Origin of the sequence: Arthrobacter sp. NPDC093128, from assembly GCF_040683875.1 — a bacterium.
GTDB lineage: Bacteria > Actinomycetota > Actinomycetes > Actinomycetales > Micrococcaceae > Arthrobacter.
Map to the genome: position 1 here is coordinate 20,538 of NZ_JBFBEY010000030.1, position 22,507 is coordinate 43,044.

The window sequence follows — 22,507 nt, forward strand, 5'->3', positions numbered from 1 at the left end:
CCTGGAGTCCAGGCAGCTACTTCGCCGCCCGCAGAGCCGCCGCCCGACGTCAGGTCCGCCGCCGCGTGGCGGCGATGCCAGGCTTCGCCCTAGGTAGGCAGCGTCCACTGGGGGCCTAAGGGGCTTTGGACCCACGACATCCAAGACGGAGAGAACAAAGCCTTCTTACCGTTCGTTTTTGCCCTCCCGATTCTCATGGGAATATATCCTGAGTAAACTCAGTTATGAGTGTAGTCACCATCGCGTGGACGCAGCGGCAAGGCTTAGCGTCCACGGCGGCCGAACATCGGCTGGGCGGCGGTGATGCTCTGATACATCGAACGCAAAAGGACTAACCCATGACCCTTTCCTCACTGTGGCAACCGTTGACTCTTGGCCGCCTGGATCTCTCCCATCGGCTGGCGCTGGCACCAATGACCAGGAGCCGCTCCAACCCGGATGGTACGCCGGGCGACTTGGCGGCTGAGTACTACGGGCAGCGCTCCTCATTGGGATTGATCATTACCGAGGGCACGCAGCCGTCGGCAGACGGCCAGGGCTATGCCAACACGCCGGGGATCTACACACCTGAGCATGTCGAGGGCTGGCGACGCGTCACCGAAGCAGTTCACGCACGGGGTGGGGCGGTGTTCATCCAGCTCATGCATGTGGGCCGCATGTCCCACCCCGACAACACTCCGCACCACCGTCAACCCGTGGCGCCTTCGGCGATTTCCGCAGACCAGGATATTTTCACGCCGACCGGCCCCCAGAAGACGCCGACACCGCGAGAGCTGAGCACGGAGGATGTCCAGACCACCGTGGCTGACTTCCGCCTGGCGGCAGCTTCGGCCATTGCGGCCGGCGCCGACGGAGTTGAGATCCATGGCGCGAACGGTTATCTCCTTCACCAGTTCCTCTCCCCCAACGCGAACCACCGCACCGACGCTTACGGCGGATCTATAGAAAACCGGTCGAGGTTCGTGATCGAGCTCGCCCGGGCCCTGGCCGATGAAATCGGGGCGGACAGGGTGGGCATCCGCCTCTCCCCCGCCATGCCATTAGGTGGAATCAACGAGGGCGACACCGGGAGTGTGCGCGCTCAGTACCGGCACCTGGTAGGCGAGCTAGCGAGCCTGAACCTGGCGTATCTGCACCTTCACCATGTAGGCGACGACGTACTGCTCCGCTCCCTCAGGGATATATGGCCGACGGCGGTGCTCGTGGTCCGCTATGGACGTAACCGTGGGCAGATAGCCGACGACGTCGCGGCCGGCCTTGCGGACGTTGCCCCACTGGGCCGTTTTGCGCTGGCCAATCCCGACATCGTTGATCGCCTGCGTTCAAACGCCCCCCCTGAACGAGGTGGATCCAAGCACTCTCTACGGCGGCGGGGCAGTCGGATACACCGACTACCCGGCCCTTGCCCACGCCTAATCCCGCACCATCCACGCCGACCGGCGCGGATGGAAATCAGCACAAGAAAGTTCGTGAAATGCGCTCACTCAATGGAGCAGTCGTCCTCGTCACCGGCGCAAACGGCGGCATCGGAACCCACTTCGTCCACGGTGCCCTCGCACGCGGCGCCAGCAAGGTTTACGCCACCGCCCGCACCCCCCGCACCTGGGAGGACAAGCGCATCGTCCCACTTGCCCTCGACATCACTGACCCGGACTCAATACGGGCTGCCGTCGAGGCTGCGCGCGATGTCACGGTGTTGATCAACAACGCTGGGGCCAGCGTTGCAACCCCAGGCATCCTTACCCACACCGACGCGGAAATCCGGACCAATGTCGAGACGAACTTCATTGGCCCCCTATTCCTCGCCCGCGCCTTCGCACCGATCCTGTCAGCGAAGGCCGAATCCGTAATCATCGACATCCACTCCGCAATGAGCTGGTACGCCGTCGGTGGCATTTACAGTGCCACCAAGGCAGCCCTCTGGTCGGCCACCAACTCGCTACGCCTGGAGCTCGCCCCCGAAGGAGTGCACGTGGTGGGCGTCCATGTCGGCTACGTCGACACGGCGATGGCTGCGCATGCCACCGACCCCAAGATGGACCCGGCTGATCTGGTCACCACGGTATTTGATGCCGTCGAAGCCGGCCAGTACGAGGTTCTCGCCGACGAGACGTCCGTGCAGCTCAAGGCGGGACTCAGCGCCACCATCGAGGCGCTCTACCCCCAACTTGCGCTCAGCAAGTCTTAGAAACAGCGGCCGCGCCGTGGTGATGAATCCAACTCATCATCACGGCGCTTTTCATTACTGCTTGACAATTAACTGAGTCCGGTCATAATTGATTGGAGTCACTTTAATCAGACGTCGCCCCCACGGCGAAGTTGCCGTCGCCACCGGCGCCAACTACAAGAACATCCACCCAGAAGGAGCATCGCGGCATGCGGGCATTCGTTATCAACAAGTACAAGGAACCACTGCGCGAAACCGAGGTTGCTGAACCGGCCGTTGGCGAACGGGACGTGCTCGTGCAGGTTCATGCGGCCGGCTTGAACCAGCTGGACGAGAAGATCCGCCTGGGTGAGTTCAAACAGATCCTTCCCTACAAGCTCCAGTTGGTCCTGGGCAACGACGTAGCCGGCACAGTGCTGCGCGTCGGGGAAAGAGTGACGGGGTTCAAGCCCGGCGATGAGGTCTACGCCCGTCCCAACGAGGACCGCATCGGCACCTTTGCCGAACGCATTGCCGTGGCGGAGGAAGACCTTGCGCTCAAGCCCGTAACGGCCAGCATGGAGGAGGCCGGCTCGCTGCCACTGGTAGCGCTTACCGCATGGCAGGCCCTCGTCGAGCAGGGCAATGTGCAACCAGGGCAGAAGGTTCTCATTCATGCCGGTGCAGGCGGGGTCGGTTCTATCGCCATCCAGCTCGCCAAGCATCTCGGCGCGACCGTTGCAACAACCGCCAGCAGCTCCAACGCCGGGTTCGTGCGGGACCTCGGCGCTGACATCGTCATCGACTACCGCACCCAGGACTTCGAGCGGCTTCTGAGCGGATACGATCTGGTGCTGGACAGCCTCGGAGGGGAGAACCTGCAGAAATCACTGCGCATCCTCAAGCCCGGTGGGAAGGCGATTGGGATCGCCGGCCCGCCCGATCCGGTATTCGCCCGCAAAGCAGGCCTCAACCCCGTGCTGCGCCTGGCGATCACCGGGCTCAGCAGCAAGATTCGGAGGCAAGCCAGGAAGCTCGGCGTCAGCTATGAGTTTCTCTTCATGCGTGCCAGCGGCGACCAACTACGTCAGATCAGCGCCCTAGTTGACGCCGGCGTGCTGCGCCCTGTCGTAGGGAAGGTTTTCACCTTCGGCCAGGCTCCAGAGGCATTGGAATCCCTGGCCGCAGGGGGCTTCCGGGGCAAAGCAGTGCTCACCGTCACCAGCTGACCCGCCGATAGCCACTATTCACGCAGAGAATCCAGGAGAACAACCGTCATGGACAACACCGACGCAACCCACGAATCAGTCGTCACCTCGTACGCGAAGGCACCTGCCGGCACTGTCACCGCCGGAGGTGTCAGATACGCCTATCGCGAGCTTGGGCCGAAGGGCGGCATCCCCGTCGTGTTCTTCGTGCACCTGGCAGCCACCCTTGATAACTGGGACCCCCGTATCATCGACCCCATTGCCAAGAACCGCCACGTCATTACCTTCGACCAGCCCGGCGTCGGCGCTTCCACGGGACAAGTTCCCAACAGTATCGAAGCAATGGCCGACGACGCCTACACCTTCATCAAGGCCCTCGGATTCGACAAGATAGATGTGTTCTCCTTCTCACTGGGCGGCATGGTCGCCCAGGACCTGACCATCAAACATCCCCATCTTGTCCGCAAGCTCGTGCTGACCGGAACCGGTCCGCGGGGAGGCAAAGACATCGACAAGGTCGTCGGCACCACCTACTGGGACATCCTCCGGGCAACCCTGACCCGGTCCGACCCCAAGGAATTCCTGTTCTTCAACCGCAACACCACCGGCAAACCCGCTGCGAAAGCCTTCATCAAACGCCTTCAGGAGCGAACCGAGAACCGTGACAAACCAATCAGCCCCCGCGCATTTCAGACGCAGCTGAAGGCAATCCAGAAGTTCGGCCGCTCGGCCCCGTCGAACCTATCCACTCTCACCCAACCCACCCTCATCGCCAATGGCGACAACGACCGCATGGTGCCCTCCGCGCTCTCCGAAGAACTGCATCACCGCATCAAGGGATCCGAACTGATCATCTACCCCGACTCCGGCCACGGTGGTATCTTCCAGTACCACACCCGGTTCGCACCCGCCGTCGTCGAATTCCTCGCCCCCTGACCACCACGCTCGCGATAAGAGGCATTAATGGGCATCTCACCACCGACTACCGGACCGCACCTGGAAAAGCATTTCACGTCCTCAGTCCTGCTTTGGGTGCGCAGCGAGCAGTCCCGCCAAACCGGCATGGACTACTGGAACGGCCCGCATTCCGGCATCATCGCCGCCACACCAGGGCTGGAGGAGTACCGGCAGATCCACCTCGCCGAACAAAACCCCGGCCTATGGCCCGCAACCACAGGGGTGGAGACCACCATCCCTGCCGACCGGAAGATCGACGGCATAGCGGAAGTCACCTTTCAATCCACGCTTTCGCCGCTCAAGGGGCGCAAGCAGACCGCCTTGGCCCATAAGGACGAGGTCAACGTATTCCGCCGCACCCTTCTCTACGCCGGTCCGCCGAACACTTCACACTGGTATGACGTCGCCTCCCCGGCAGAGACTGTCGGCGCTCGCGCGATCATTTACCTCCGCCGCCGCCCCGCTGTCCGCCCATCCGAATTCCGGCGGCTCGTGAAGAAGGGACTTGTTCCTACCCTGGCTGACACCGGGATGCTGAAGGAATTGCGCACTCAGTCATTCATGCCATGGATTGAGAAGATGTGGGACACCCCCAACGTCGCCCACGACAACCCGGCGGACCAACGCTTCCACGCATCAATCATCCTGGGATTTGCCGACTCGGCAGCCCGCGACGCCTTCTTTAGCAGCACAACTGTCCACAACCTCTCCCATCAGCTGAAGCCAGTGGCCTCCGCAATCCATGCCTATGAGGTTGAAGCAGCACTGACGTATGTCAAGCGTGGCCGGATCCTCCCCCACTACGAAGAGTAGGGGCGCCGACCGGAGGGCCCGGTCTCCGCAGCTTCGATATACTCATTATTGAGTCCAGTCAGTTTACGTCCAGAGGAACCCACATGCCCGTCACATCCCAGTCGCTCGGGCGGCGCGAGCGGAACAAGCAGGAGAAGCTGGACCGCATCACAGCCGCAGCCAGCGAGCTGTTCGCCGAATACGGGGTCGAGGACGTCACCACCCAGCAGATCGCCGACAAAGCCGACATCGGCACCGGAACCCTTTTCCTCTACGCCAAAACAAAGGGAGAACTCCTCCTCCTCGTTCAGAACGCCCACTACGCCGAAGCACTCGATCGGGGCCGGGCGGATGCTGAAACCATCCAGGATGCCCTGGGTGCGGTGATGGCGGTCGTGCGGCCCATCGTGGAGTGCAACCGTGTCCAGGTCGACAACGGACGCTTCTACCTGCGGGAGATGGTCTTCGGGCACCCTACGGAGCCACACCACAGCGCAGCTCTATCCATCGTTGGGCAAACCGAGGAGGCCATTGCCGCCATACTGGACCGGGCAGAACTGGCCGGTGCGGGTGACGCGGCGACGACGGCGCGCATTGTTTCGGCGATCATGTTTGTCAGCATGGCAGCAAGTGTGAACGCTGGATTGGAAACTGAAGCACTGGTGCAGGACATCAGAACGCAAATCAGCCTGCTCATACCCCGCTGACGCGGCCGGCAAACTCGATCTGGACGGCAGCCACTCGTTGCGTTTGGGGTCGACGAGACAACCACTGGCCTCTGGCCATAGCGCCTTGGCACACGAATCACCCGAAATCAGCAGCACTGGTCGGCGAAGCCCCCTGCAGGAATATCGGCGCCTTTCCATGGGCACGAGGGTCGTCTTCGACGGCGAACAGGAAGCGCCACCGATCAAGTTCGGATCGGGCGCCCTTTTGGGACAGCACCGCTCAACTCGATGTCTGAGACCCAGATCCTCGTTGTGATCTCATAGTGGTCCACTAAGAGTGCACAGGCGTCCTCGGCAACTATTACGGCTGATTGCCCGACAGTTGAGGGTAGAGGGCTTCGAGTGGGGCCGAGAGCCCGGCCTTGACGTGTGCGCTGAGTTCGTCGGCGACGACCTCAAAGACATCGTTTTCGACGGCGTCGAAGACCTTGGCGACCAGGTCGGCTGGCCGCATTTTTGGGTCGTTCGTGTGGGAGGCCATAGGGGTGTCGACATAGCCGACATGCACTCCGGTCACGAGTACCCCATGGGGCGCGAGCTCGAGTCGGAGTGAGTTGGTGGCGGACCACATGGCGGCTTTGGATGCCCTGTAGGGGCCACCGGATGCATGCCAGCTCGCGACGGAGTGCATGTCGATCAACGCTGCGTTGTCGGCAGCGGCAAGGATCGCGGCAAATGCCCGCGCCAAGAGGACCGGCGCAAAGAAGTTGATTTCCATGTTTTGGCGGAGGTCGGCTTCCGTGACGTCGAGAAGGCTGGCAGTTGGAGGGATACCACCGGCGTTATTGATCAGGATCGTAACGTCATCCGCCGCGGCCGCCGCGGCGGCGATCGAGGCGGGATCGGTGACGTCGAGGGTCAGCGGGATGATGCGCTCGTCGTCCCACTGCCGCGGGGTCCGTGCGGACGCATAGACTTTGGCGGCTCCGTGGGAGACGGCGGCTCGTACGAATTCAGTGCCAATGCCCCCGTTCGCTCCGGTGACGAGGACAACGGCATTGGTGAGGGAGGGCATGACATCTTCATTCCAGGACGGGGGAACGGTTGCTGGAGCAGGTTGCTATGTACGATTTTCCGAAGAGTTACTTACGGGCATTAGGGAAGTGAGGCCGAAGCGCTGAGGCGAGCACCCGGTCAAGAGAGCGGTCCGGCAGTATTCGGGCCAGCCGGGTGAGGAGCGCGGCGTCCCGGCCGATGGTATAGCGGATTTTTGGTTTAGGGTCGGTCGCGGCGTTCGCTATGGTCTTGGCTGCCGTTGCGGCATCGACTCCGTCGCGGAGGAACCCATCGGACTGTGCCAGGATCGCCTGCATCAGGCCTCCATAACGATGGTCCTGCTCTGGTGTCATTTCAGAAGCGAGTCGCCTCGCCGTGATTCCCCCGCGGCCTACCATTTCGGTGCGGACGGCGCCCGGCTGGACGATAACGACTCTCACTCCGTGCGGGGCCAGTTCGCGGCGAAGTGCGTCCATGACCGCTTCGAGAGCGAACTTTGAACCGGAGTAGGCCCCGTACGTTGGCTGCGCCACACGGCCGCCAATCGAGCTCATCGTGACCACACGGCCCCGGCTCCGAAGCAGAGCCGGCAGCAGGGCTTGAGTAACCTCGATATGGCCGAAGAAGTTGACGTCAAATTGCCGGCGCCACTCCTCAATGGGAAGTACTTCAAGTGGTGCATTTATCGCGATGCCAGCGTTGTTGACCAGGGCTCGCAGGGGTCGGCCGTCGCTTTCGATGAGGGCCGACAGGTCTGCGATCTGCTCGGGTCGGGTGATGTCGAGGATGACGGGGCGGATGTTCGCGCTTTCGAGGTCGCGGCCGTCAATCTCTCGGCGGACGCCGGCGAGGACGTAGTGGCCGCGCGCGGCCAGCTCGCGTGCCGCAGCCGCGCCCATACCGGTGGAGGCTCCGCTTACGACTATCAGGGACTGGTTTTCAGATGACGTTGTCATCTGAAAACCATAGCATCTGGGATGACAGTGTCAACTGTAGGATGTTTTAATGGTCAGTCGTCTCGAATCCGCTGCGGCCACGCGCCGTTCCCTGCTCGATGCCGCACGGGCCCTCCTTAATGAGGGGGGCCCACAGAAAGTCACACTGAGAGAAGTCGGGGCGCGTGCCAACGTATCCCGGGGCGCTTCCTACCGGCACTTTGCGGACAAGGAAAGCCTCTTAGCCGCCGTGGGGGCTGAAAGCTGGGACCGGATAGCGGAGCAACTCAACCAATTGCAATTTGCGGCGCCTGGCAGCGGAGAGGCGTCCCTGAGATCCGCTCTGCAGGCACTCCTCGACGTGGGACGCGACGAGCCGGAGGTATACCGGATGATGTTTACGATGCCCGCCAAGGAGCCAGAACTTGCCATTCAAGCTGCCGCCCGCGCTCAGGATGAGTTCCTGCGGATCGTGGGCAGCGTTGTCGGTGACGGTCGCGCCCACCTTTACGGCGCGATGCTGCTGACGAGTGCACACGGCATCATCAGCATGGATGCCAGCGGCCACCTCTCGCCGCAGATGTGGCGGACGACGCCGGAGAATGTGGTGGCAGCGTTGGTCCGGCTGGTAGCCGATGCCGGTGAATAGCCGGGGAAGCCGATGACCCTCGTGGGTGAGTGCCCCCCGTAGCCGAACAGCCCGGAACCCACGGTCCATAAGCACCGCAGCATCTTTTGACCCAGGCAAAGGCGAATCCCGATCGCGGTGAGCGCCGAAACAAAGAATTTCGGACAAATTGACTCGCAGTCATGTCCCTTGGGTAGGACCGAGCCATGAAGTAGTGAGGGGCCACCCAGGCCGCCACAACAGCGGAGAGGAATAGCACCACATCCCAGCAAGCGGGGGCCACAGCCACAGTTGTTCCCTCGGAAAATCCGGCCCGGTCCGGCGCCAGTCCGACCCAGTCCGACCCAGTCCGACCCAGTCCGACCCAGTCCGACACCAGGATTGTGGTCATTATCCACACTCCATTTCATCGCTTCCAGCGCCCTCTTCCAGACTGCCGCATCCCGTTCCGAAGGGGATGCGGCTCGTGTTTGTTCTGACAAGTTTGCCCCCGTGTCATATCCGCCGTGTCCGATATGCGACCAAGTCCGCGGGCGGCAGAGGCGTCGGTCGCGGGCCAGAGTAGCTGTCGGGCGGAATCCCGATCGAGGCCTCGGCCTCAACAGCAGCCGATGCATCAGGAACCAAACGTTGTCAACACTCAGAGACTCCATTAGACCCTCGCGTCCAACTCTGCTTCGCCAGAGCGCCGGGCGCGGATCCGGTCCCGCATGGGTGACCGTGTTGCCCGAACTCCGGCAGTCATTCCTCGAGGCCATGCCACCCTTTTACGAGACATTCCCTTTCAGCTGCTCGGGAAGTTCCATCAGGTCAGCCAGGGCGGACGGGTTCCCCGATGCAGTGTCATGCCGGGAGGAAGCCCTTCAAGCGTCGCTTCTGTGCCGGTCACGTCAATGGTGATCCGCCCGCCACCGATCGGTAGATTGGTCGCACGTGCTCTCCCCCAAGCTTTAGGCAGCACCGGGTCAAACCACATACCATTCCGGGAGACATCCGGGTCATACCGCAGCAGCGTGCGCATCAGCTGGACCGGCGTGGCTGCTGCCCACGCTTGGGGAGAGCACGACGTCGGGTACGGTACCGGCTTCGGAAACCTGGACCGCTCGAAGCCGCAGAACAGTTCGGGCAGGCGATGATCCGTGTACTCCGCGGCCTCGATGATGGCCTGGGCCACTCTCTGTGCCTCCTGGACAAAGCCGTACCGCATAAGCCCTGTGGCGATGATCCCGTTATCGTGCGGCCAGACCGCCCCGTTGTGGTAGCTGGCAGGGTTGTAGGCACCCATGGTCGTAGCCAACGTCCGGATGCCCCATCCACTAAACATCTCCGGGGACATCAACCGCTCAGCAACCAACGGCGCCTTGTCGTCGTCGACGATTCCGTTCCACAGGCAGTGCCCCATATTGGAAGTCAGGGCGTCCACCGGCCTCTTGTCCCCGTCCAGGGCAATGGCAAAATAGCCGCGGTCCGGCAGCCAGAATTGTTCATTGAACTGATTCTTCAACCGCGCGGCCCGGGCCCGCAGTTCAGTCGCCAGGCCAAAATCGCCCGCGTCGTAAGCCATCCAGGCCCGTGCGATGTAGGCGCCGTAGACATAGCCCTGCACTTCGCAAAGTGCTATCGGCGGCTCAGCAAGCCGGCCATCGGCAAAATTGACGCCGTCCCAGGAGTCCTTCCATCCCTGGTTCACCAGCCCTTGGTCGTTGAGACGCTGGTACTCCACGAATCCATCGCCGTCCCGGTCTCCGTAGTCCCGGATCCAGTCCAGCGCGCGGTCCGCGTTGGGCAGCAGCGCGGCCACTTGATCGGCAGCCAGGCCCCAGCGGCTGACTTCGCCCAGAAGGGTGACGAACAATGGTGTGGCATCGGCCGTGCCGTAGTACGCAGATTTGCCGCCGAGAGCCAGCTTCGTGCTGACTCCCAGCCTGACCTCGTGGAGAATTCGGCCCGGCTGCTCCTCCGTAACCAGATCCACTTCGCTACCTTGCCGGTCGGCAAGGTTTCGGAGGGTGTCCAGTGCCAGAGATGGATCCACAGGCAGGGCCATGTAGGAGGAGAGTATCGAGTCACGACCAAAGATGGCCATGAACCAAGGGGCGCCGGCTGCCACGACCGTACGCTCCGGATGAACCGGATCCTCAATCTGAAGGGCTCCGATGTCATCAACGCAACGCAACATCGTGCGATAAAGCGTGAGGTTGCTGCTCTCCGGAACTGGTGATTTTCGTATCCACTCCGCGCGCCGTCGTTCCGCTGCGGACGTGCCGTCAGCTTCGCGGTGGAAGGGCACCGGCTTTTCGGCTCCGTCCTGAAGCGGCAAGACATAAATCCTTGCGGCCCACTCGCCTTGGGGAGGAACTACGGTGCGGAAGCCTAAGCCGTCATGGCTAAACATTGCACCCGGGGAATGGAGCACCGCCCCTTTATGGGTTCCTTTCCAGGCTCCATGGATGATGAGCGAATCGCCCCGAACCTCACGGGTCTGTTCCCACTGCCTGGTAATACGGGCATCCTTCACTTCAAAGAGATCCGCGAAGTCTGCGTCCATTTCCAACTCGACCACACAGACCGCCGGTTCCCTGGAATGATTGCGAACGGTGATGTCCTCCAGAATTCCGACACCGAGCTCACGGCTGCGTTCCACGATGAGATGACTGTCCGGTTGGCTCGCTACCCGCCCGGAACAGGGCACGGTAAGGTTCGAGCGTGTCAGCCGCCAGCGGCTCCAGGGCGCCGCCATTGATCGTCATTCGCCAAAGGGACATGATGCGCGTGTCCTCGAAGAAGACTCCATGGGGCCGGTCAGAATACATATCGCCAGTCACATCTGAGATCGAGAAGTTCGATCCTTCTACAAGGGTTACCGCACCACCCACGGAGCCGGCCGCGGTGTCAGCATTCCACCCAACCATCACTGGCTCCTTTGCCGAATATCGGGTCAACACGCAGGTCCTTGTGCTGCAGGGCCTCCGCCGCCCGACGAATGACTTCGGCCTTAAGCGGGGCGTTTTTCTTCGTGTGGGCGGGCTTCCGGTTATTGACCATCTCGGCCCACCCCGCACTGCCTCCAGCCTCCTTAAAGGTCTGAATCAGTTCGCTGGTGCCGTCTCGGCCAGCGTCAGCCTATCCAATCAAAATCAGAGAATCCCGGTACGGGCGGTCACGGTCTCCCACCAGAGCTGTGGTGGCGCAGCCCTCGTCTTGGTTCCCAAGCGTTCTAAGACTGCGGACCGTCTCGCCGAAGACTTCGTCGGCGTCGAGGCGGCGGAGTTCTTCGGCGAGGCAGTCCCGGAGGCTTCGCCGAGGCAGGGAGATCCGCTGTGCCGGGCGGGGTTGGGTGAGTTCGGCGATGCACAGTCCGGGGCGGAAGAGCTGCACGTCACCACCGGCGCGGGTACACGAATCGTCAGGGGAGCTAGCCAGCTCAACGTTGCCTAATAGTCGCTCTGGTGGAGGGAATTGCGGCCCTTAACCCAAAGGTCGGGCACGGTGCCCACCGCAGGCATAGGGCTTCCCTGACCGACAAACCGGGAAATCGGCAACTCGCTCATGTCCTCCGACTGCAGCGGTTGCCACCAACCGGTCTCGGGGCAGCTATCACCAGAACGTACAGCGAGGTTTTCCGCTTGGGCATCGGCAGTGGGTATAGGCGAATTCATGACGATTCCTTAGTCAGGGAGGCGAACGGCTGCGGCCACGCAGACAGCGGGCCGGTAACGGTCCTGAAATTCCGACAGATCTTGCGTAACGCGCGTGGGGATGGACTTCCTGGAATTTCAGAGGGTGCGGGCAAGGGTTTCCTGCTCGGCACCGATGGTCGTGTTGTCGCCGTGCCCGGTGCGGACCACGGTGTCGGGCGGCAGTGTCAGCAGCCGTTCCCGGATCGAGGTCAGGATGGTCGGGTAGTCACTGTAGGACCGACCGGTTGCGCCGGGGCCGCCGTTGAATAGTGTGTCACCGGTGAAGACGGTTCCTTCGCTTTCCAGGTAGAAGCAGGTGGACCCCGGGGAGTGTCCAGGGGTGTGGATGGCCAGCAGCGCGGTGCCGCCCACCTCGAACACGTCACCGTCGCCGTGGTACCGGTCCGGTCCGGTGTCAGGGTAGACCTGCTCCCAAAGAACCAGGTCCTCGGGGTGCAGGAAGATCGGGGAACCCACGGCTTCGGCGACTTCACGTGCTGCGCCGATGTGGTCGTTGTGCGCGTGGGTGAGGAGGATGGCCTTGACCTTCCGGCCGCGGACCTGGCTGATGATCGCTGCGGCGTCGTGCGGGGAGTCAATGATGACGCATTCTTCGTCGTTGCCTACGATCCAGACGTTGTTGTCCACGTCCCAGGTGCCGCCGTCGAGCGAAAAAGTGCCCGAGGTGACCAGGTTTTCGATGGTGACTGCCATCATAGCTCCACTACCGAGCGCAGGACCTTGCCCTCGTGCATCTTCTCGAAGGCTTCCTCGACCTGGTCTATGCGGATCCGTTCCGAGACGAAAGCGTTCAGGTCCAGGTTGCCCTGCTTGTATTGGGACACCAGCATGGGGAAGTCGCGGGAGGGCAGGCAGTCTCCGTACCAGGAGGATTTCAGTGAACCGCCGCGGCCGAAGACGTCCAGCAGCGGCAGTTCCAGCAACATGGCTGGCGTTGGAACGCCCACCAGGACAACCCGGCCGGCGAGGTCGCGGGCATAGAACGCCTGCCTGTATGTTTCAGGGCGGCCGACGGCGTCAATCACCACGTCGGCCCCGTTGCCTCCCGTGAGGGCGCGGATGGCCTCGATGGGGTCTTCCTTGCTGGAGTCGATGCCGTGCGTGGCGCCCAGCGACGTGGCCATTTCCACCTTGTTGGCGTCGATGTCGACGGCGATGATGGTGGTGGCGCCGGCCAGCTTGGCGCCGGCGATCGCGGCGATGCCAACACCGCCGCAGCCGATGACAGCCACGGACTCACCGCGCTTGACCTCGCCGGTGTTGATTGCGGCACCGATGCCGGCCATGACGCCGCAGCCCAGCAGTCCGACGGCCGCGGCGTCAGCCTCGGGGTCCACCTTGGTGCACTGGCCGGCGGCAACAAGTGTCTTTTCGGCGAAGGCACCGATACCCAGGGCCGGTGAGAGTTCCGTTCCGTCTTCGAGGGTCATCTTCTGGGTGGCGTTGGCGGTGTTGAAGCAGTACTGCGGCTGGCCCTTGGCACACGCCCGGCATTCACCGCAGACGGCGCGCCAGTTCAGGATGACCCGGTCACCCGGCGCCACCTGCGTTACGTCAGGGCCCACCATGCTGACCACGCCCGTGGCCTCGTGGCCGAGCAGGTACGGGAACTCGTCGCCGATGCCGCCCTGCTTGTAGTGCAGATCGGTATGGCAGACACCGCAGGTGAGGATATCCACCAGAACCTCACCTGGGCCCGGATCTGGCACCAGGATGGTCTCCACTGACACCGGGGCGTCCTTCTCCATGGCTACCACTGCCTTGACTTTGTGGATCATTTGTACTTCCTCGCTATGTAAGCTTCTTGGTGAAAAAGGCCGTTCGGCACAGCCTGCTCCGTTGGCCGGTCCATACTGATCAGCTGTTGTCGCATGGATAGCGGCAACGCTTGGGCGTTCTCCGAACGCTGCTTATTGCTGGTTGGGCCGATTCTGGTGCCTGCCTCAACCCTTGTCCCTCAAACTAGGCCAGCGTGGGATGCCGTCTCTTGGCGGAGTTCGGCTTTCCTGATCTTGCCGCTGGCGGTCCGAGGCATTTCGTCGACGAACACCACTGATTTAGGGATCTTGTAGCGGGCCAGCTTTCCGTTCAAATGGTTCCGCAGTTCCTCTTCAGTAAGCTCCCCGCCGTCGCGAAGCAGAACCACTGCACGGGGAACCTCTCCCCACTTTTCATCCGGAACGCCGATGACCGCAACGCTGGCTACGGCCGGAAGTTCGGAAATCGCCTGCTCAACCTCAGCCGGGTAAATGTTTTCCCCGCCGGAGATAATCATGTCTTTCAAGCGGTCAGAAATGAAGACGAAGCCGTCATCGTCCCTGTACCCCAAGTCCCCCGATCTGAACCAGCCATCAGAGGTGTAAGCCTGCGCAGTGGCATCCGTGCGGTTCCAATATTGGTGGATGACATTGGGGCCCTTGATGTGAATCTCACCAACCGATTCCGAGGAGGCTTCGATACCGTCGACACCGGTAATCCGAACGTCGGTAAAGAAGTGGGGCAGCCCTGAGGAGCCGGCCTTCTCCCTAGAACGGTCCGCCGGAAGGGTTGTGGCTCCGGGAGCTGTCTCGGTCATGCCGTAGCCGTTGGAGAAGCGCAGCCCGCGCAGCTCATAGGCTTCCAGGACCCTCATAGGAACGGCTGATCCGCCGCAGGTCAGCTTGCTGAGGGAGCTCAGATCGGTCCCGGGCCACTCCGGATCCTCGCAGAGCATCTGGAATGTTGTGGGCACGCCACTGATAGTGGTGGCGCGATGCTGCTGGATGAGCTTAAGGGTCCGTTTGGGGTCGAACTTGCTTTCCAGCACCACGGTTCCGCCCTTGAGCAGCGTCGGGAGCACTCCCATATCCAAGGACGCGACGTGGAACATCGGGGAAATCATAAGCGCCACATCGGTTGAGGCGAAGTCGAAGTCCACGATGACGTTCATACAGTTCCACGTCACATTCCCGTGGGTCAGCAGCGCACCCTTGGGCCTGCCGGTGGTGCCCGAGGTGTAGAGGATCATCGCACCGTCCTCCAGCCTGACGCTGACATCCTGGAATTGGGCCGACCCAGCGGCCACTACAGCTTCGTAGTCCTCTACAGTTCTAAGGTCCTGGTCGCCTGCAATCCCTAACGCTCCTGCGCTGTTACCGGAGACGTCATCAACGACTATGCGCCCAGTTACAGGTGTCCCGTTCGAGCCGCGGCTGGCCAGGACATCCAAGCTGAGGGAGTGGACGAGGACGAGCGCCCCGCAGTCCTGAAGCTGGAACTGGATCTCCGGCGGTGCCAGGCGAGTGTTGAGGGGTACGAAGATTGCACCCAGCATGCCTGCTGCGAAGAGAGTTTCGAGGAACGCTGGGTGATTTTCACCCAGGTAGGCCACCCGGTCTCCCTTCGCCACGCCCCGGTCTCGAAGTGAGTTCGCCAGTCGGACACTGCGGTCCGCGAATTCCTGATAGCTGAGTTCCCGTTCGCCGCTGATGAGGGCAATCTTGTTCCCGGACTTAGGGCGGCGACGCTGCAGCCAAGAGCCTACGCCAAAGTTCTCCACAACATTCCTTTCACTTGCCGTATTTGCCGGGATGTTATTTGTAAAAGCGGGCGAGAAATTCGGCCACAACAGCAGGACGTTCCTGGCCTTCAATCTCGATGGTGTTGGCTACCTTGATCTGGGCGCCGCCCTTGACTTCGGTGACTTCGGCGATGGTTGCCTGCATGCGGATTCGTGAGCCAACTTTCACGGGGGCGGTGAAACGTACCTTGTCCAGTCCGTAGTTGACCTTGGTGGTGACGCCGTCGACGTCGAAGAGTTCGCCCCAGAACGGGATGATGAGTGAGAGGGTGAGGAAACCGTGGGCGATGGGAGCCCCGAACGGGCCGTCCTTGGCGCGTTCGGGGTCGACGTGGATCCACTGGTCGTCACCGGTGGCGTCGGCAAATTTGTTGATTTGCTCCTGAGTGATTTCGCGGTACTCGGTGGCACCGAGGTCGGTTCCGGCGAGGGTGAGAAGTTTGTCGAAATCGACGACGAGGTTGGGCATCTTTGCTCCTGTATTGGTTCTGTGATTTGTGCGGTGATGCTGTCAGCGGGTGGCGCTGTCCAGCCCTAGGAGGCGGACGGCGTTGTGTTTGAGAATTTTGGGCCGGACCTCGTCCTTGAGGGGAAGGTCCGCGAAGGCACCAAGCCATTTACGGGGCGTGATAAGTGGGAAGTCAGTGCCGAACAGCACCTTGTCCTGCAGATAAGAGTTGGACGCCTTCACCAGCGATTCGGGGAAGAATTTCGGGGACCAGCCGGAGAGGTCGATGAAAACGTTGGCCTTGTGAGTGGCGATCGAGTTCGCTTCGTCCTGCCACGGTACGGACGGGTGGGCCATGATGATCTGCAGTTCTGGGAAGTCGGCGGCGACGGCGTCGAGCAGCAGGGGGTTGGAGTATGCGAGTTTGATGCCGTATCCGCCGGGCAGCCCGGCTCCCATGCCGTTTTGGCCGGTGTGGAAGATGGCCGGCAGGCCGAGTTCCTGGAGGGTTTCCCATAGCGGGTAGAACGCCTCGTGGGAGGGGTCGAAGCCCTGCAGGGAGGGGTGGAACTTGAAGCCGCGGGCACCGAGGTCGATCGCCTGGTGTTTGGCACCTTGGATGGCGTCGGTGCCGGTGCGTGGGTCCACGCTGCCGAAGGGGATGAGGACGTCGTTGTTCCGGGCGGCGCCGGCGATGAGTTCGGGAATACTGTTCGGCTGGTGTTTGAGCTGCGTACGGGCGTCCACGGTGAACACGACGGCGGCCATGTTCAATTCTCTGTAGGTTTCGGCGATGCGGTCCAAGGACGGCGTCCGGTCCTCTGCCTTGAAGTACTTGGCAGAGGCCTCGGTCAGCGCCTCTGGCAGCGACCCATGGCCGCAGCTGTCCACCTCGAGGTGGACATGCACGTCTATCGCATCGAGTTTCGCGGCGTCGACGCCGAGTTCGTAGCGCATTTTGCGTCCTCGCCAGATCAGTGGGCGGGGACAGGTTCTGGCTTGAGCTCGTCGGGCAGGGGGAGGAATTCCTCGCCGACGCCTTGGAGCTTGTCGCCAAAGAGAGCATCAAAGTTCTCGACGAGGTCCTGGTAATTCCACCCGCCCTCGCGATACTCAGTGGCAGCCGCTTCCGGGTGGGTCCAGACCTGCAGCCGGTCACCGCCCGCGCCAATGACCTGGCCGGTGATCCCTGCCGCCGCGTCGGAGGCAAGGAAGGCGATCAGGCCCGCGACGTCGTTAGCGGTACCGAAGCCGAGGTCATGCCGGAAGAAAGACGGCATGACCTCCCCGCGTTCATCCGCTTCCACGGCTTTTTGGAAGTACGGAACCGTCTTGGTCATGGCTGTCGCAGCAACGGGAACAACTGTGTTTGCGGTGACACCGGCTTTCTTCATCTCCAGGGCCCACGTACGGACCATGCCCACGATCCCGGCCTTGGCGGCAGCGTAGTTGGTCTGGCCGAAGTTGCCGCGCTGGCCGGTGGGGGAGCCGATGGTGATGATGCGCCCGGCGATACCGTTTTCCTTGAAGTAGCCGAACGCTTCGCGGACACATGTGAAGGTACCGCGGAGGTGGACGTTGATGACCAGGTCGAAGTCCTCATCCGTCATCTTGAGCAGGCTCTTGTCCCGAAGAATACCGGCGTTGGTGACCAGGATATCCAGACGGCCAAACGCCTCAAGCGCACCATTGACAAGTGCCTTGGCCGCTTCCGTGCTGCCTACCGGTGCGACAACCGCAGCAGCACGACCACCCTCTGCCTTTATCAGAGCAACTGCCTGCTCGGCGGTTTCCGCGTTGACGTCGTTGATGACGACAGCGGCTCCCTGGCGGGCCAGTTCACGTGCGTAGGCAAGGCCAAGGCCCTGGCCGCTTCCGGTGATGATTGCTACTTTGCCTGACAAACTCATTTGCTGCTCCTTTGCTGGATGACAGTGCATCCTGATGCTTGGACACGAATGCCGGTCTGCACCTGTGAAACTTTTTTGTAGTGATGAAACTTGAGTGCGTCAGGACGGGCAGAGCAGAGGACTTCTGTCAGCTGCACGTCTGCCCGTCCTGCCTTTTCTTTAGTTGACCAAGACGGGCTTGATGGATATGCCCGACTTCATGTCCTGAACGGCTCGGTTGATGTCGTCCAGTTTGTAGGTCGTGACCAAGCGCTCTACGGGGAACCGGCCGGCTTCCATCAGGGCGACAATGGCCGGGATGAGGGTTTCGATTTCGCTGTCACCGAGGGTGATGCCCTGGATCCTGCGGCCCGGCATGATGAAGTTCACGTCAACTGCCGCCGTCGCACCGAAAGCGGGCGCCCCGACTGCGACGACATGGCCTCGCGCCGATGTTGAAAAGACCGCCTGCTCCAGCACCTTGGTGCTGCCGGTCGCCTCGATAGCCGCGTCCGCTCCCCCGCCGGTGATCTTCTGGATCTCCGCAGGAACGTCCTGGACGGCCGAGGCGTCTATCGTGTGGGTGGCGCCGAGTTCCCGGGCCAGTTCCAACCGCGATGCAACCATGTCCACGGCGATGATCGTCACGGCGGGCGTGAGCGCGGCGGCCATGATGGCTGACAGGCCCACAGCCCCGACTCCGAAGACGACCAGGCTTGAACCCGGTTTGGGCTGGATGGCATTCCACACAGCGCCTGCTCCGGTCTGCACACCGCAGGCCAGCGGTGAGAGATGTTCAAGTGGAAGGTCTGTGGTCACTTTGACGACGCTTCGCTCATCCGCCACCGCTTGGCGGGCAAACGAGGACTGGCCGAAGAAGTGACCGCCAAGGCGTTCGCCGTCCCGTGAGATGGGAGATGTTCCGTCGCTCCGGGACCCTCCGATGAGGTTGTCGGGAAGCCAGGTGTCGCAGTAGGCCGGGTGGCCGTCGCGGCAGTTCGTGCATCCGCCACAGGAGGTGAAGGACAGCACTACCCGGTCCCCCGGTTTGACGCGTGTTACAGCTGAACCAATTTCAGCCACGATGCCTGCACCCTCATGTCCCAGCACACCCGGCAGGGGGAACGGGAGACCGCCACCGGCGACGGATAAATCAGTGTGGCAAAGGCCCGCGGCCTTGATATCGATCAGAACTTCGTTGGGCTGCAGAGCGTCAAGCTGAACGGTCTGGAATACAAATTCTGCTCCGGCCGATTCGACGACTGCCGCTTCAGTGGTGATTGACATGGCGATTCCTAGTCGGTGGCTATGATGACGGACTTGGTGCGGGTGTAGGACTCCAACGCCTCGGGCCCGTACTCCCGGCCCCAGCCGGAGTCTTTCACTCCACCGAACGGGACGGCGGGATCCAGCAGCGCCCAGGAGTTGACCCACACGATGCCCGCTTCGAGTCGCGAAGACACCCGGTGCGCCCGGGAGATGCTGGAAGTCTGCACACCCGAAGCCAGGCCGTACGGGGTGCTGTTGGCCATCTCGATCGCTTCCTCCTCAGTATCAAACGGCTGCACTGTCAGGACGGGGCCGAAAATTTCCTCGCTGACTGCGGGGGACGAATTGTCCAGGCCGGCAATGACCGTCGGGGCATAGAAGAAGCCGCCATTGATGTTCAGCTCCTCACCCCCGGTAATGATCTGGCCGCCCGCAGCCCGGGCGCCCTCGACGTAGCCGGCTACCTTTTCTAGCTGCTTGCGGCTGGCCAGTGGCCCCATCACAGTTTCCGGGTTGGTCGGATCGCCAACCAGGACCCCGGCGACAGCATCTTTCAGGATTCCCAAGACCGTATCGTAGATGGGACGTTCGACCAGAAGCCGGGGTCCGCCCATGCAGAACTGGCCGGAGTTGAAGACAAAGGCGCCAATGACAGTGCCGATGGCCTTTTCGAGATCTGCGTCGGCGAAGACGATGTTGGCGGCGTTTCCGCCCAGTTCCGCGGTTACGGGGCGAAGGTGCTGGCCAGCCAGAGCCGCCACGTGCCGCCCCACTTCCGTGGAGCCTGTGAATGCGACCTTGTTGACGTCCGGGTGTGCAACAAGGTGGTCGCCGAGCGCTCCGCCGGAGCCGGTGACAACGTTGATAACACCGGCGGGGACTCCTGCTTCAGTCAGGATTTCCGCCATCAGCAGGGCGCTGAGGGGGGTGTCACTGGCGGGTTTGTGCACTACCGAGTTGCCAGCAGCCAGGGCGGCGGCAAGCTTGGTGCTGGAAAGAATCAACGGGAAGTTGAAGGGCGTGATCGCAGCAACAACTCCGAGGGCTTCCTTCTTGGTGTATGCGTGAGCCTTCAGCGGGGTTTCCCGTACGGAACCATCGAGCTGCTGTGCCAAGGCAGCAACGTACTCATACTGGTCAGCGGCAGTTGCAACGTCGACCACGCGGGCAAAGGTGATGGGCTTACCGACGTCGGTGCTTTCGGCCAGTGCCAGGTCTTCTGCCCGTTCACGCATGAGGGCGGATGCTTTGTTGAGGACACGCGAGCGTTCACGGCCGCTTAGCCGGGACCACCGCCCGTCCTCGAAGGCCGCTTTCGCGGCGGCGACCGCGTCGTCGACGTCCTGGGTTGTTGCTGCAGCGACTCTCTCTACTTCTTCCCCGGTCCCTGGATTGATGACCGCGGTTGTTGCTCCGTCCGCAGATGGGCGCCATTCTCCGTTGATGAACAGCTGTCCCCTGGCGGCGGTGGCGGGCAGGGATGATGGTGCCTGCGACTCTTGAATTGTCATGATTGGTTCCTCATCGTGTGTGTTGGCTCGGACTAGAATCCGCGGCCTTTGAGGCGCTTGCCCCAGATGCCGGACTTGCCGGGGGCGATGATGCCGTTGGGGTCGAGCGCGTCCTTGATGCGCTCCTGGAAGCGCAGCAGTGCGCCGTCGTTGTAGTTGAAGGTGCCGGCGACCTGGTCCATCAGGGCAAGGTGGGTCCGGTACTCGCCGTAGCCTTCCGCTGCGGCCTCATCAATCAGAACCTCAGTCATGGAGAGAAGCTGGTCGCGCGACTCGGGCCGTGACGTGTCATAAACGAAGAGGCAGATGTGGTGCATCTCCCGCAGGCCAACGATGAACTGGGCGGCGTAGTCCTGGTTGTATTCAATGCTGCGGTCCCGGACCATCGTGAACTGCTTCATGGCGTCGGCGCCGTCAGGGGCGGAAACCGGGGAGAAGCAGATGTGTCCGCCGTTGGGTACCCACTCGAGGAGGTGGCGTTCCTCGATCGACGGGATACCACGGTTGATCTTGTGCCTGTCGTGGAGGACGTGGGCACCTCTGTCGCCTTCTTCAGGACGATCGGTGGTCGTGAAGAACCTGGCATCCGGAACCTGAAGGAAGGCGTCGCGGATCATGCCGAGAAACATGTCGGTCTGGGGCGGGGGGCCGTAGACGGTGCCGTAGAAGTTCCAGTACCCAAGGTTCAGGTCTTTCTGCATCTTCTTGATGGCATCTTGTGGCATGGGGCCATCGCCCTCAAACCACTCGGTCCGCTGGGAAACGGAAGCGGCGTCCATGAAGATGTTCCGCAGAACCGGTACGTTCTGCAGCGGTGCCATGCCGATACGAAGCGGGAGCATGATGTCGATGACCTGTTTCAGGTCCTCTTCGTTCTCGAAGGTGATGAGGAAGCTCTCCGCTCCCGGAGGTTCGGGCATGAGAGCGATGCCCATTTTCGTCACGATCCCGTAGTTTGACTGCGTGAACAATCCGTCGGGGTAAGGGCCGAACCCGTACGGGAACAGCTGCCAGGTGTCGCTTCCTTCGATTGCCCCCATGCCGGTGCGCAGCAGGTCGCCGTCCGGGAGGACAACTTCCAAGCCCGTCTGCCACATAATGTGATCGCCATACGGGGTGTAGCCAACGCCTCGGTCGAGGGCGTTTCCGACGACTGAACCCCAGCCGAGGTCGGGCACGTCAATCCACAGCTTGTAACCCTTTTCCTGAATGTGGTTGTACAGGTCGAAGTAGGTGACGCCCGGTTCGATCAGAGCGTAGGCGTACTTTTCATTGACCTCGATGATCTTGTTCATGCGCCGGCCGGTGGCGACGACTACTGCGCCGGAAAGGCGCGGGGCCGCGCCCCCGTAGCCGAGGTTCTTACCGGTGGATACGGGTGACAGCGGGATCTTGTACTCGTTGGCGATGCGGACGAGTTCCTGAATTTCCTCAGGGGTGGACGGTGATACGACTGCCCCGGGAATGAAGCGGTCGTCGTTGGTGGTAGGGAACGGGTCCCGGTAGGGCGCCATCTCTTCCTCGGCAGCGAGGACATGCTCGGCACCCACTACCGCACGGAACTTGTCCAGGGCAGTGTTGAAATCGGATTCGGTTACGTCTGGCGGCAGAATGCGGCTCATGACTTGAACTCCCTTGTTCTGAGAAGCAGCAGACCCTGGCCCAATCGGCCGTAGGTGCCTGTGTGATGTGGATCATGATTCTTGACGAAATGATCCGCAACAAGGGCCTACTGCGCCT

General features: G+C 61.9%; 18 protein-coding genes and 3 pseudogenes. 7 read left to right on the top strand and 14 right to left on the bottom strand.

The features are described from left to right. Window positions 1-338: 338 nt before the first annotated feature. From AB0N24_RS24230 to AB0N24_RS24255, 6 genes and pseudogenes are all read left to right on the top strand, one after another. A pseudogene (locus tag AB0N24_RS24230) lies at window positions 339-1,416 on the top strand (alkene reductase). Between the two features lie 58 nt (window positions 1,417-1,474). Beyond that, window positions 1,475-2,188, top strand: coding sequence for an SDR family oxidoreductase (locus tag AB0N24_RS24235; RefSeq protein WP_364130160.1), 714 nt, complete (start codon window positions 1,475-1,477; stop codon window positions 2,186-2,188). Between the two features lie 188 nt (window positions 2,189-2,376). After that, entirely contained in the window at window positions 2,377-3,375 is a 999-nt protein-coding gene (locus AB0N24_RS24240) for an NADP-dependent oxidoreductase (protein ID WP_364130164.1), read from the top strand. A 48-nt stretch (window positions 3,376-3,423) separates the two neighbouring features. Then, on the top strand, window positions 3,424-4,290 hold the full coding sequence (locus tag AB0N24_RS24245) for an alpha/beta hydrolase (RefSeq protein ID WP_364130167.1): 867 nt from the start codon (window positions 3,424-3,426) through the stop codon (window positions 4,288-4,290). A 27-nt stretch (window positions 4,291-4,317) separates the two neighbouring features. Continuing rightward, window positions 4,318-5,124, top strand: a complete 807-nt coding sequence (locus AB0N24_RS24250) for a strictosidine synthase (RefSeq protein ID WP_364130169.1) — start codon at window positions 4,318-4,320, stop codon at window positions 5,122-5,124. An 83-nt stretch (window positions 5,125-5,207) separates the two neighbouring features. Further along, window positions 5,208-5,810: a TetR/AcrR family transcriptional regulator gene (locus AB0N24_RS24255; RefSeq protein ID WP_364130171.1), complete on the top strand. Its 603-nt coding sequence runs from the start codon at window positions 5,208-5,210 to the stop codon at window positions 5,808-5,810. 322 nt (window positions 5,811-6,132) lie between these two features. Here AB0N24_RS24255 and AB0N24_RS24260 read toward each other — a convergent pair whose 3' ends face one another. Continuing rightward, window positions 6,133-6,846 (bottom strand): SDR family oxidoreductase, encoded by a 714-nt coding sequence (locus AB0N24_RS24260; RefSeq protein ID WP_364130173.1) that lies wholly within the window; start codon window positions 6,844-6,846, stop codon window positions 6,133-6,135. 67 nt (window positions 6,847-6,913) lie between these two features. Then, window positions 6,914-7,783 (bottom strand): SDR family NAD(P)-dependent oxidoreductase, encoded by an 870-nt coding sequence (locus AB0N24_RS24265; RefSeq protein ID WP_364130176.1) that lies wholly within the window; start codon window positions 7,781-7,783, stop codon window positions 6,914-6,916. A 49-nt stretch (window positions 7,784-7,832) separates the two neighbouring features. Here AB0N24_RS24265 and AB0N24_RS24270 point away from each other — a divergent pair, with 49 nt between their 5' ends. Then, a complete protein-coding gene (locus AB0N24_RS24270; RefSeq protein WP_364130179.1) occupies window positions 7,833-8,411 on the top strand; it encodes a TetR/AcrR family transcriptional regulator in 579 nt (192 codons plus the stop codon). 784 nt (window positions 8,412-9,195) lie between these two features. Here the strand turns inward: AB0N24_RS24270 and AB0N24_RS24275 are convergent. From AB0N24_RS24275 to AB0N24_RS24330, 12 genes and pseudogenes are all read right to left on the bottom strand, one after another. Further along, window positions 9,196-10,785: an amylo-alpha-1,6-glucosidase gene (locus tag AB0N24_RS24275; protein ID WP_364130231.1), complete on the bottom strand. Its 1,590-nt coding sequence runs from the start codon at window positions 10,783-10,785 to the stop codon at window positions 9,196-9,198. After that, a pseudogene (locus tag AB0N24_RS24280) lies at window positions 10,780-11,302 on the bottom strand (glycogen debranching N-terminal domain-containing protein); the annotation flags it as partial. The pseudogene AB0N24_RS24280 and the gene AB0N24_RS24275, both read right to left, overlap by 6 nt. A gap of 211 nt (window positions 11,303-11,513) precedes the next feature. Next, window positions 11,514-11,786, bottom strand: a pseudogene (locus AB0N24_RS24285) (OpcA/G6PD domain-containing protein); the annotation flags it as partial. A gap of 380 nt (window positions 11,787-12,166) precedes the next feature. Next, window positions 12,167-12,784, bottom strand: coding sequence for an MBL fold metallo-hydrolase (locus AB0N24_RS24290; protein WP_364130182.1), 618 nt, complete (start codon window positions 12,782-12,784; stop codon window positions 12,167-12,169). Next, window positions 12,784-13,869 carry an S-(hydroxymethyl)mycothiol dehydrogenase gene (locus AB0N24_RS24295; RefSeq protein ID WP_364130185.1) on the bottom strand — a complete coding sequence of 362 codons (1,086 nt, stop codon included), beginning with the start codon at window positions 13,867-13,869 and terminating at the stop codon, window positions 12,784-12,786. Before AB0N24_RS24295 ends, AB0N24_RS24290 begins: the two co-directional genes overlap by 1 nt. A gap of 179 nt (window positions 13,870-14,048) precedes the next feature. After that, window positions 14,049-15,629: an o-succinylbenzoate--CoA ligase gene (gene menE / locus AB0N24_RS24300; RefSeq protein WP_364130188.1), complete on the bottom strand. Its 1,581-nt coding sequence runs from the start codon at window positions 15,627-15,629 to the stop codon at window positions 14,049-14,051. A 34-nt stretch (window positions 15,630-15,663) separates the two neighbouring features. Then, window positions 15,664-16,119 carry a MaoC family dehydratase gene (locus AB0N24_RS24305; protein ID WP_364130190.1) on the bottom strand — a complete coding sequence of 152 codons (456 nt, stop codon included), beginning with the start codon at window positions 16,117-16,119 and terminating at the stop codon, window positions 15,664-15,666. A 42-nt stretch (window positions 16,120-16,161) separates the two neighbouring features. Further along, window positions 16,162-17,055 carry an amidohydrolase family protein gene (locus AB0N24_RS24310; RefSeq protein WP_364130192.1) on the bottom strand — a complete coding sequence of 298 codons (894 nt, stop codon included), beginning with the start codon at window positions 17,053-17,055 and terminating at the stop codon, window positions 16,162-16,164. A gap of 17 nt (window positions 17,056-17,072) precedes the next feature. Further along, entirely contained in the window at window positions 17,073-18,008 is a 936-nt protein-coding gene (locus AB0N24_RS24315; protein ID WP_364130195.1) for an SDR family NAD(P)-dependent oxidoreductase, read from the bottom strand. 159 nt (window positions 18,009-18,167) lie between these two features. Continuing rightward, entirely contained in the window at window positions 18,168-19,274 is a 1,107-nt protein-coding gene (locus AB0N24_RS24320; RefSeq protein WP_364130198.1) for an NAD(P)-dependent alcohol dehydrogenase, read from the bottom strand. 8 nt (window positions 19,275-19,282) lie between these two features. Further along, entirely contained in the window at window positions 19,283-20,767 is a 1,485-nt protein-coding gene (locus AB0N24_RS24325) for an aldehyde dehydrogenase family protein (protein ID WP_364130201.1), read from the bottom strand. Window positions 20,768-20,799: 32 nt separating this feature from the next. After that, window positions 20,800-22,389 carry an FAD-binding oxidoreductase gene (locus tag AB0N24_RS24330; RefSeq protein ID WP_364130204.1) on the bottom strand — a complete coding sequence of 530 codons (1,590 nt, stop codon included), beginning with the start codon at window positions 22,387-22,389 and terminating at the stop codon, window positions 20,800-20,802. Window positions 22,390-22,507: the final 118 nt, after the last annotated feature.

Excerpts from the sequence above, each read along its gene's own strand:
- AB0N24_RS24265 (WP_364130176.1), bottom strand. The coding sequence starts at position 7,783 with ATGACAACGTCATCTGAAAACCAGTCCCTGATAGTCGTAAGCGGAGCC.
- AB0N24_RS24295 (WP_364130185.1), bottom strand. The coding sequence starts at position 13,869 with ATGATCCACAAAGTCAAGGCAGTGGTAGCCATGGAGAAGGACGCCCCG.
- AB0N24_RS24320 (WP_364130198.1), bottom strand. The coding sequence starts at position 19,274 with ATGTCAATCACCACTGAAGCGGCAGTCGTCGAATCGGCCGGAGCAGAA.
- AB0N24_RS24245 (WP_364130167.1), top strand. The coding sequence starts at position 3,424 with ATGGACAACACCGACGCAACCCACGAATCAGTCGTCACCTCGTACGCG.
- AB0N24_RS24250 (WP_364130169.1), top strand. The coding sequence starts at position 4,318 with ATGGGCATCTCACCACCGACTACCGGACCGCACCTGGAAAAGCATTTC.
- AB0N24_RS24315 (WP_364130195.1), bottom strand. The coding sequence starts at position 18,008 with ATGAGTTTGTCAGGCAAAGTAGCAATCATCACCGGAAGCGGCCAGGGC.
- AB0N24_RS24275 (WP_364130231.1), bottom strand. The coding sequence starts at position 10,785 with ATGTTTAGCCATGACGGCTTAGGCTTCCGCACCGTAGTTCCTCCCCAA.
- AB0N24_RS24310 (WP_364130192.1), bottom strand. The coding sequence starts at position 17,055 with ATGCGCTACGAACTCGGCGTCGACGCCGCGAAACTCGATGCGATAGAC.
- AB0N24_RS24260 (WP_364130173.1), bottom strand. The coding sequence starts at position 6,846 with ATGCCCTCCCTCACCAATGCCGTTGTCCTCGTCACCGGAGCGAACGGG.
- AB0N24_RS24325 (WP_364130201.1), bottom strand. The coding sequence starts at position 20,767 with ATGACAATTCAAGAGTCGCAGGCACCATCATCCCTGCCCGCCACCGCC.
- AB0N24_RS24235 (WP_364130160.1), top strand. The coding sequence starts at position 1,475 with ATGCGCTCACTCAATGGAGCAGTCGTCCTCGTCACCGGCGCAAACGGC.
- AB0N24_RS24290 (WP_364130182.1), bottom strand. The coding sequence starts at position 12,784 with ATGGCAGTCACCATCGAAAACCTGGTCACCTCGGGCACTTTTTCGCTC.
- AB0N24_RS24270 (WP_364130179.1), top strand. The coding sequence starts at position 7,833 with ATGGTCAGTCGTCTCGAATCCGCTGCGGCCACGCGCCGTTCCCTGCTC.
- AB0N24_RS24330 (WP_364130204.1), bottom strand. The coding sequence starts at position 22,389 with ATGAGCCGCATTCTGCCGCCAGACGTAACCGAATCCGATTTCAACACT.
- AB0N24_RS24255 (WP_364130171.1), top strand. The coding sequence starts at position 5,208 with ATGCCCGTCACATCCCAGTCGCTCGGGCGGCGCGAGCGGAACAAGCAG.
- AB0N24_RS24240 (WP_364130164.1), top strand. The coding sequence starts at position 2,377 with ATGCGGGCATTCGTTATCAACAAGTACAAGGAACCACTGCGCGAAACC.
- AB0N24_RS24305 (WP_364130190.1), bottom strand. The coding sequence starts at position 16,119 with ATGCCCAACCTCGTCGTCGATTTCGACAAACTTCTCACCCTCGCCGGA.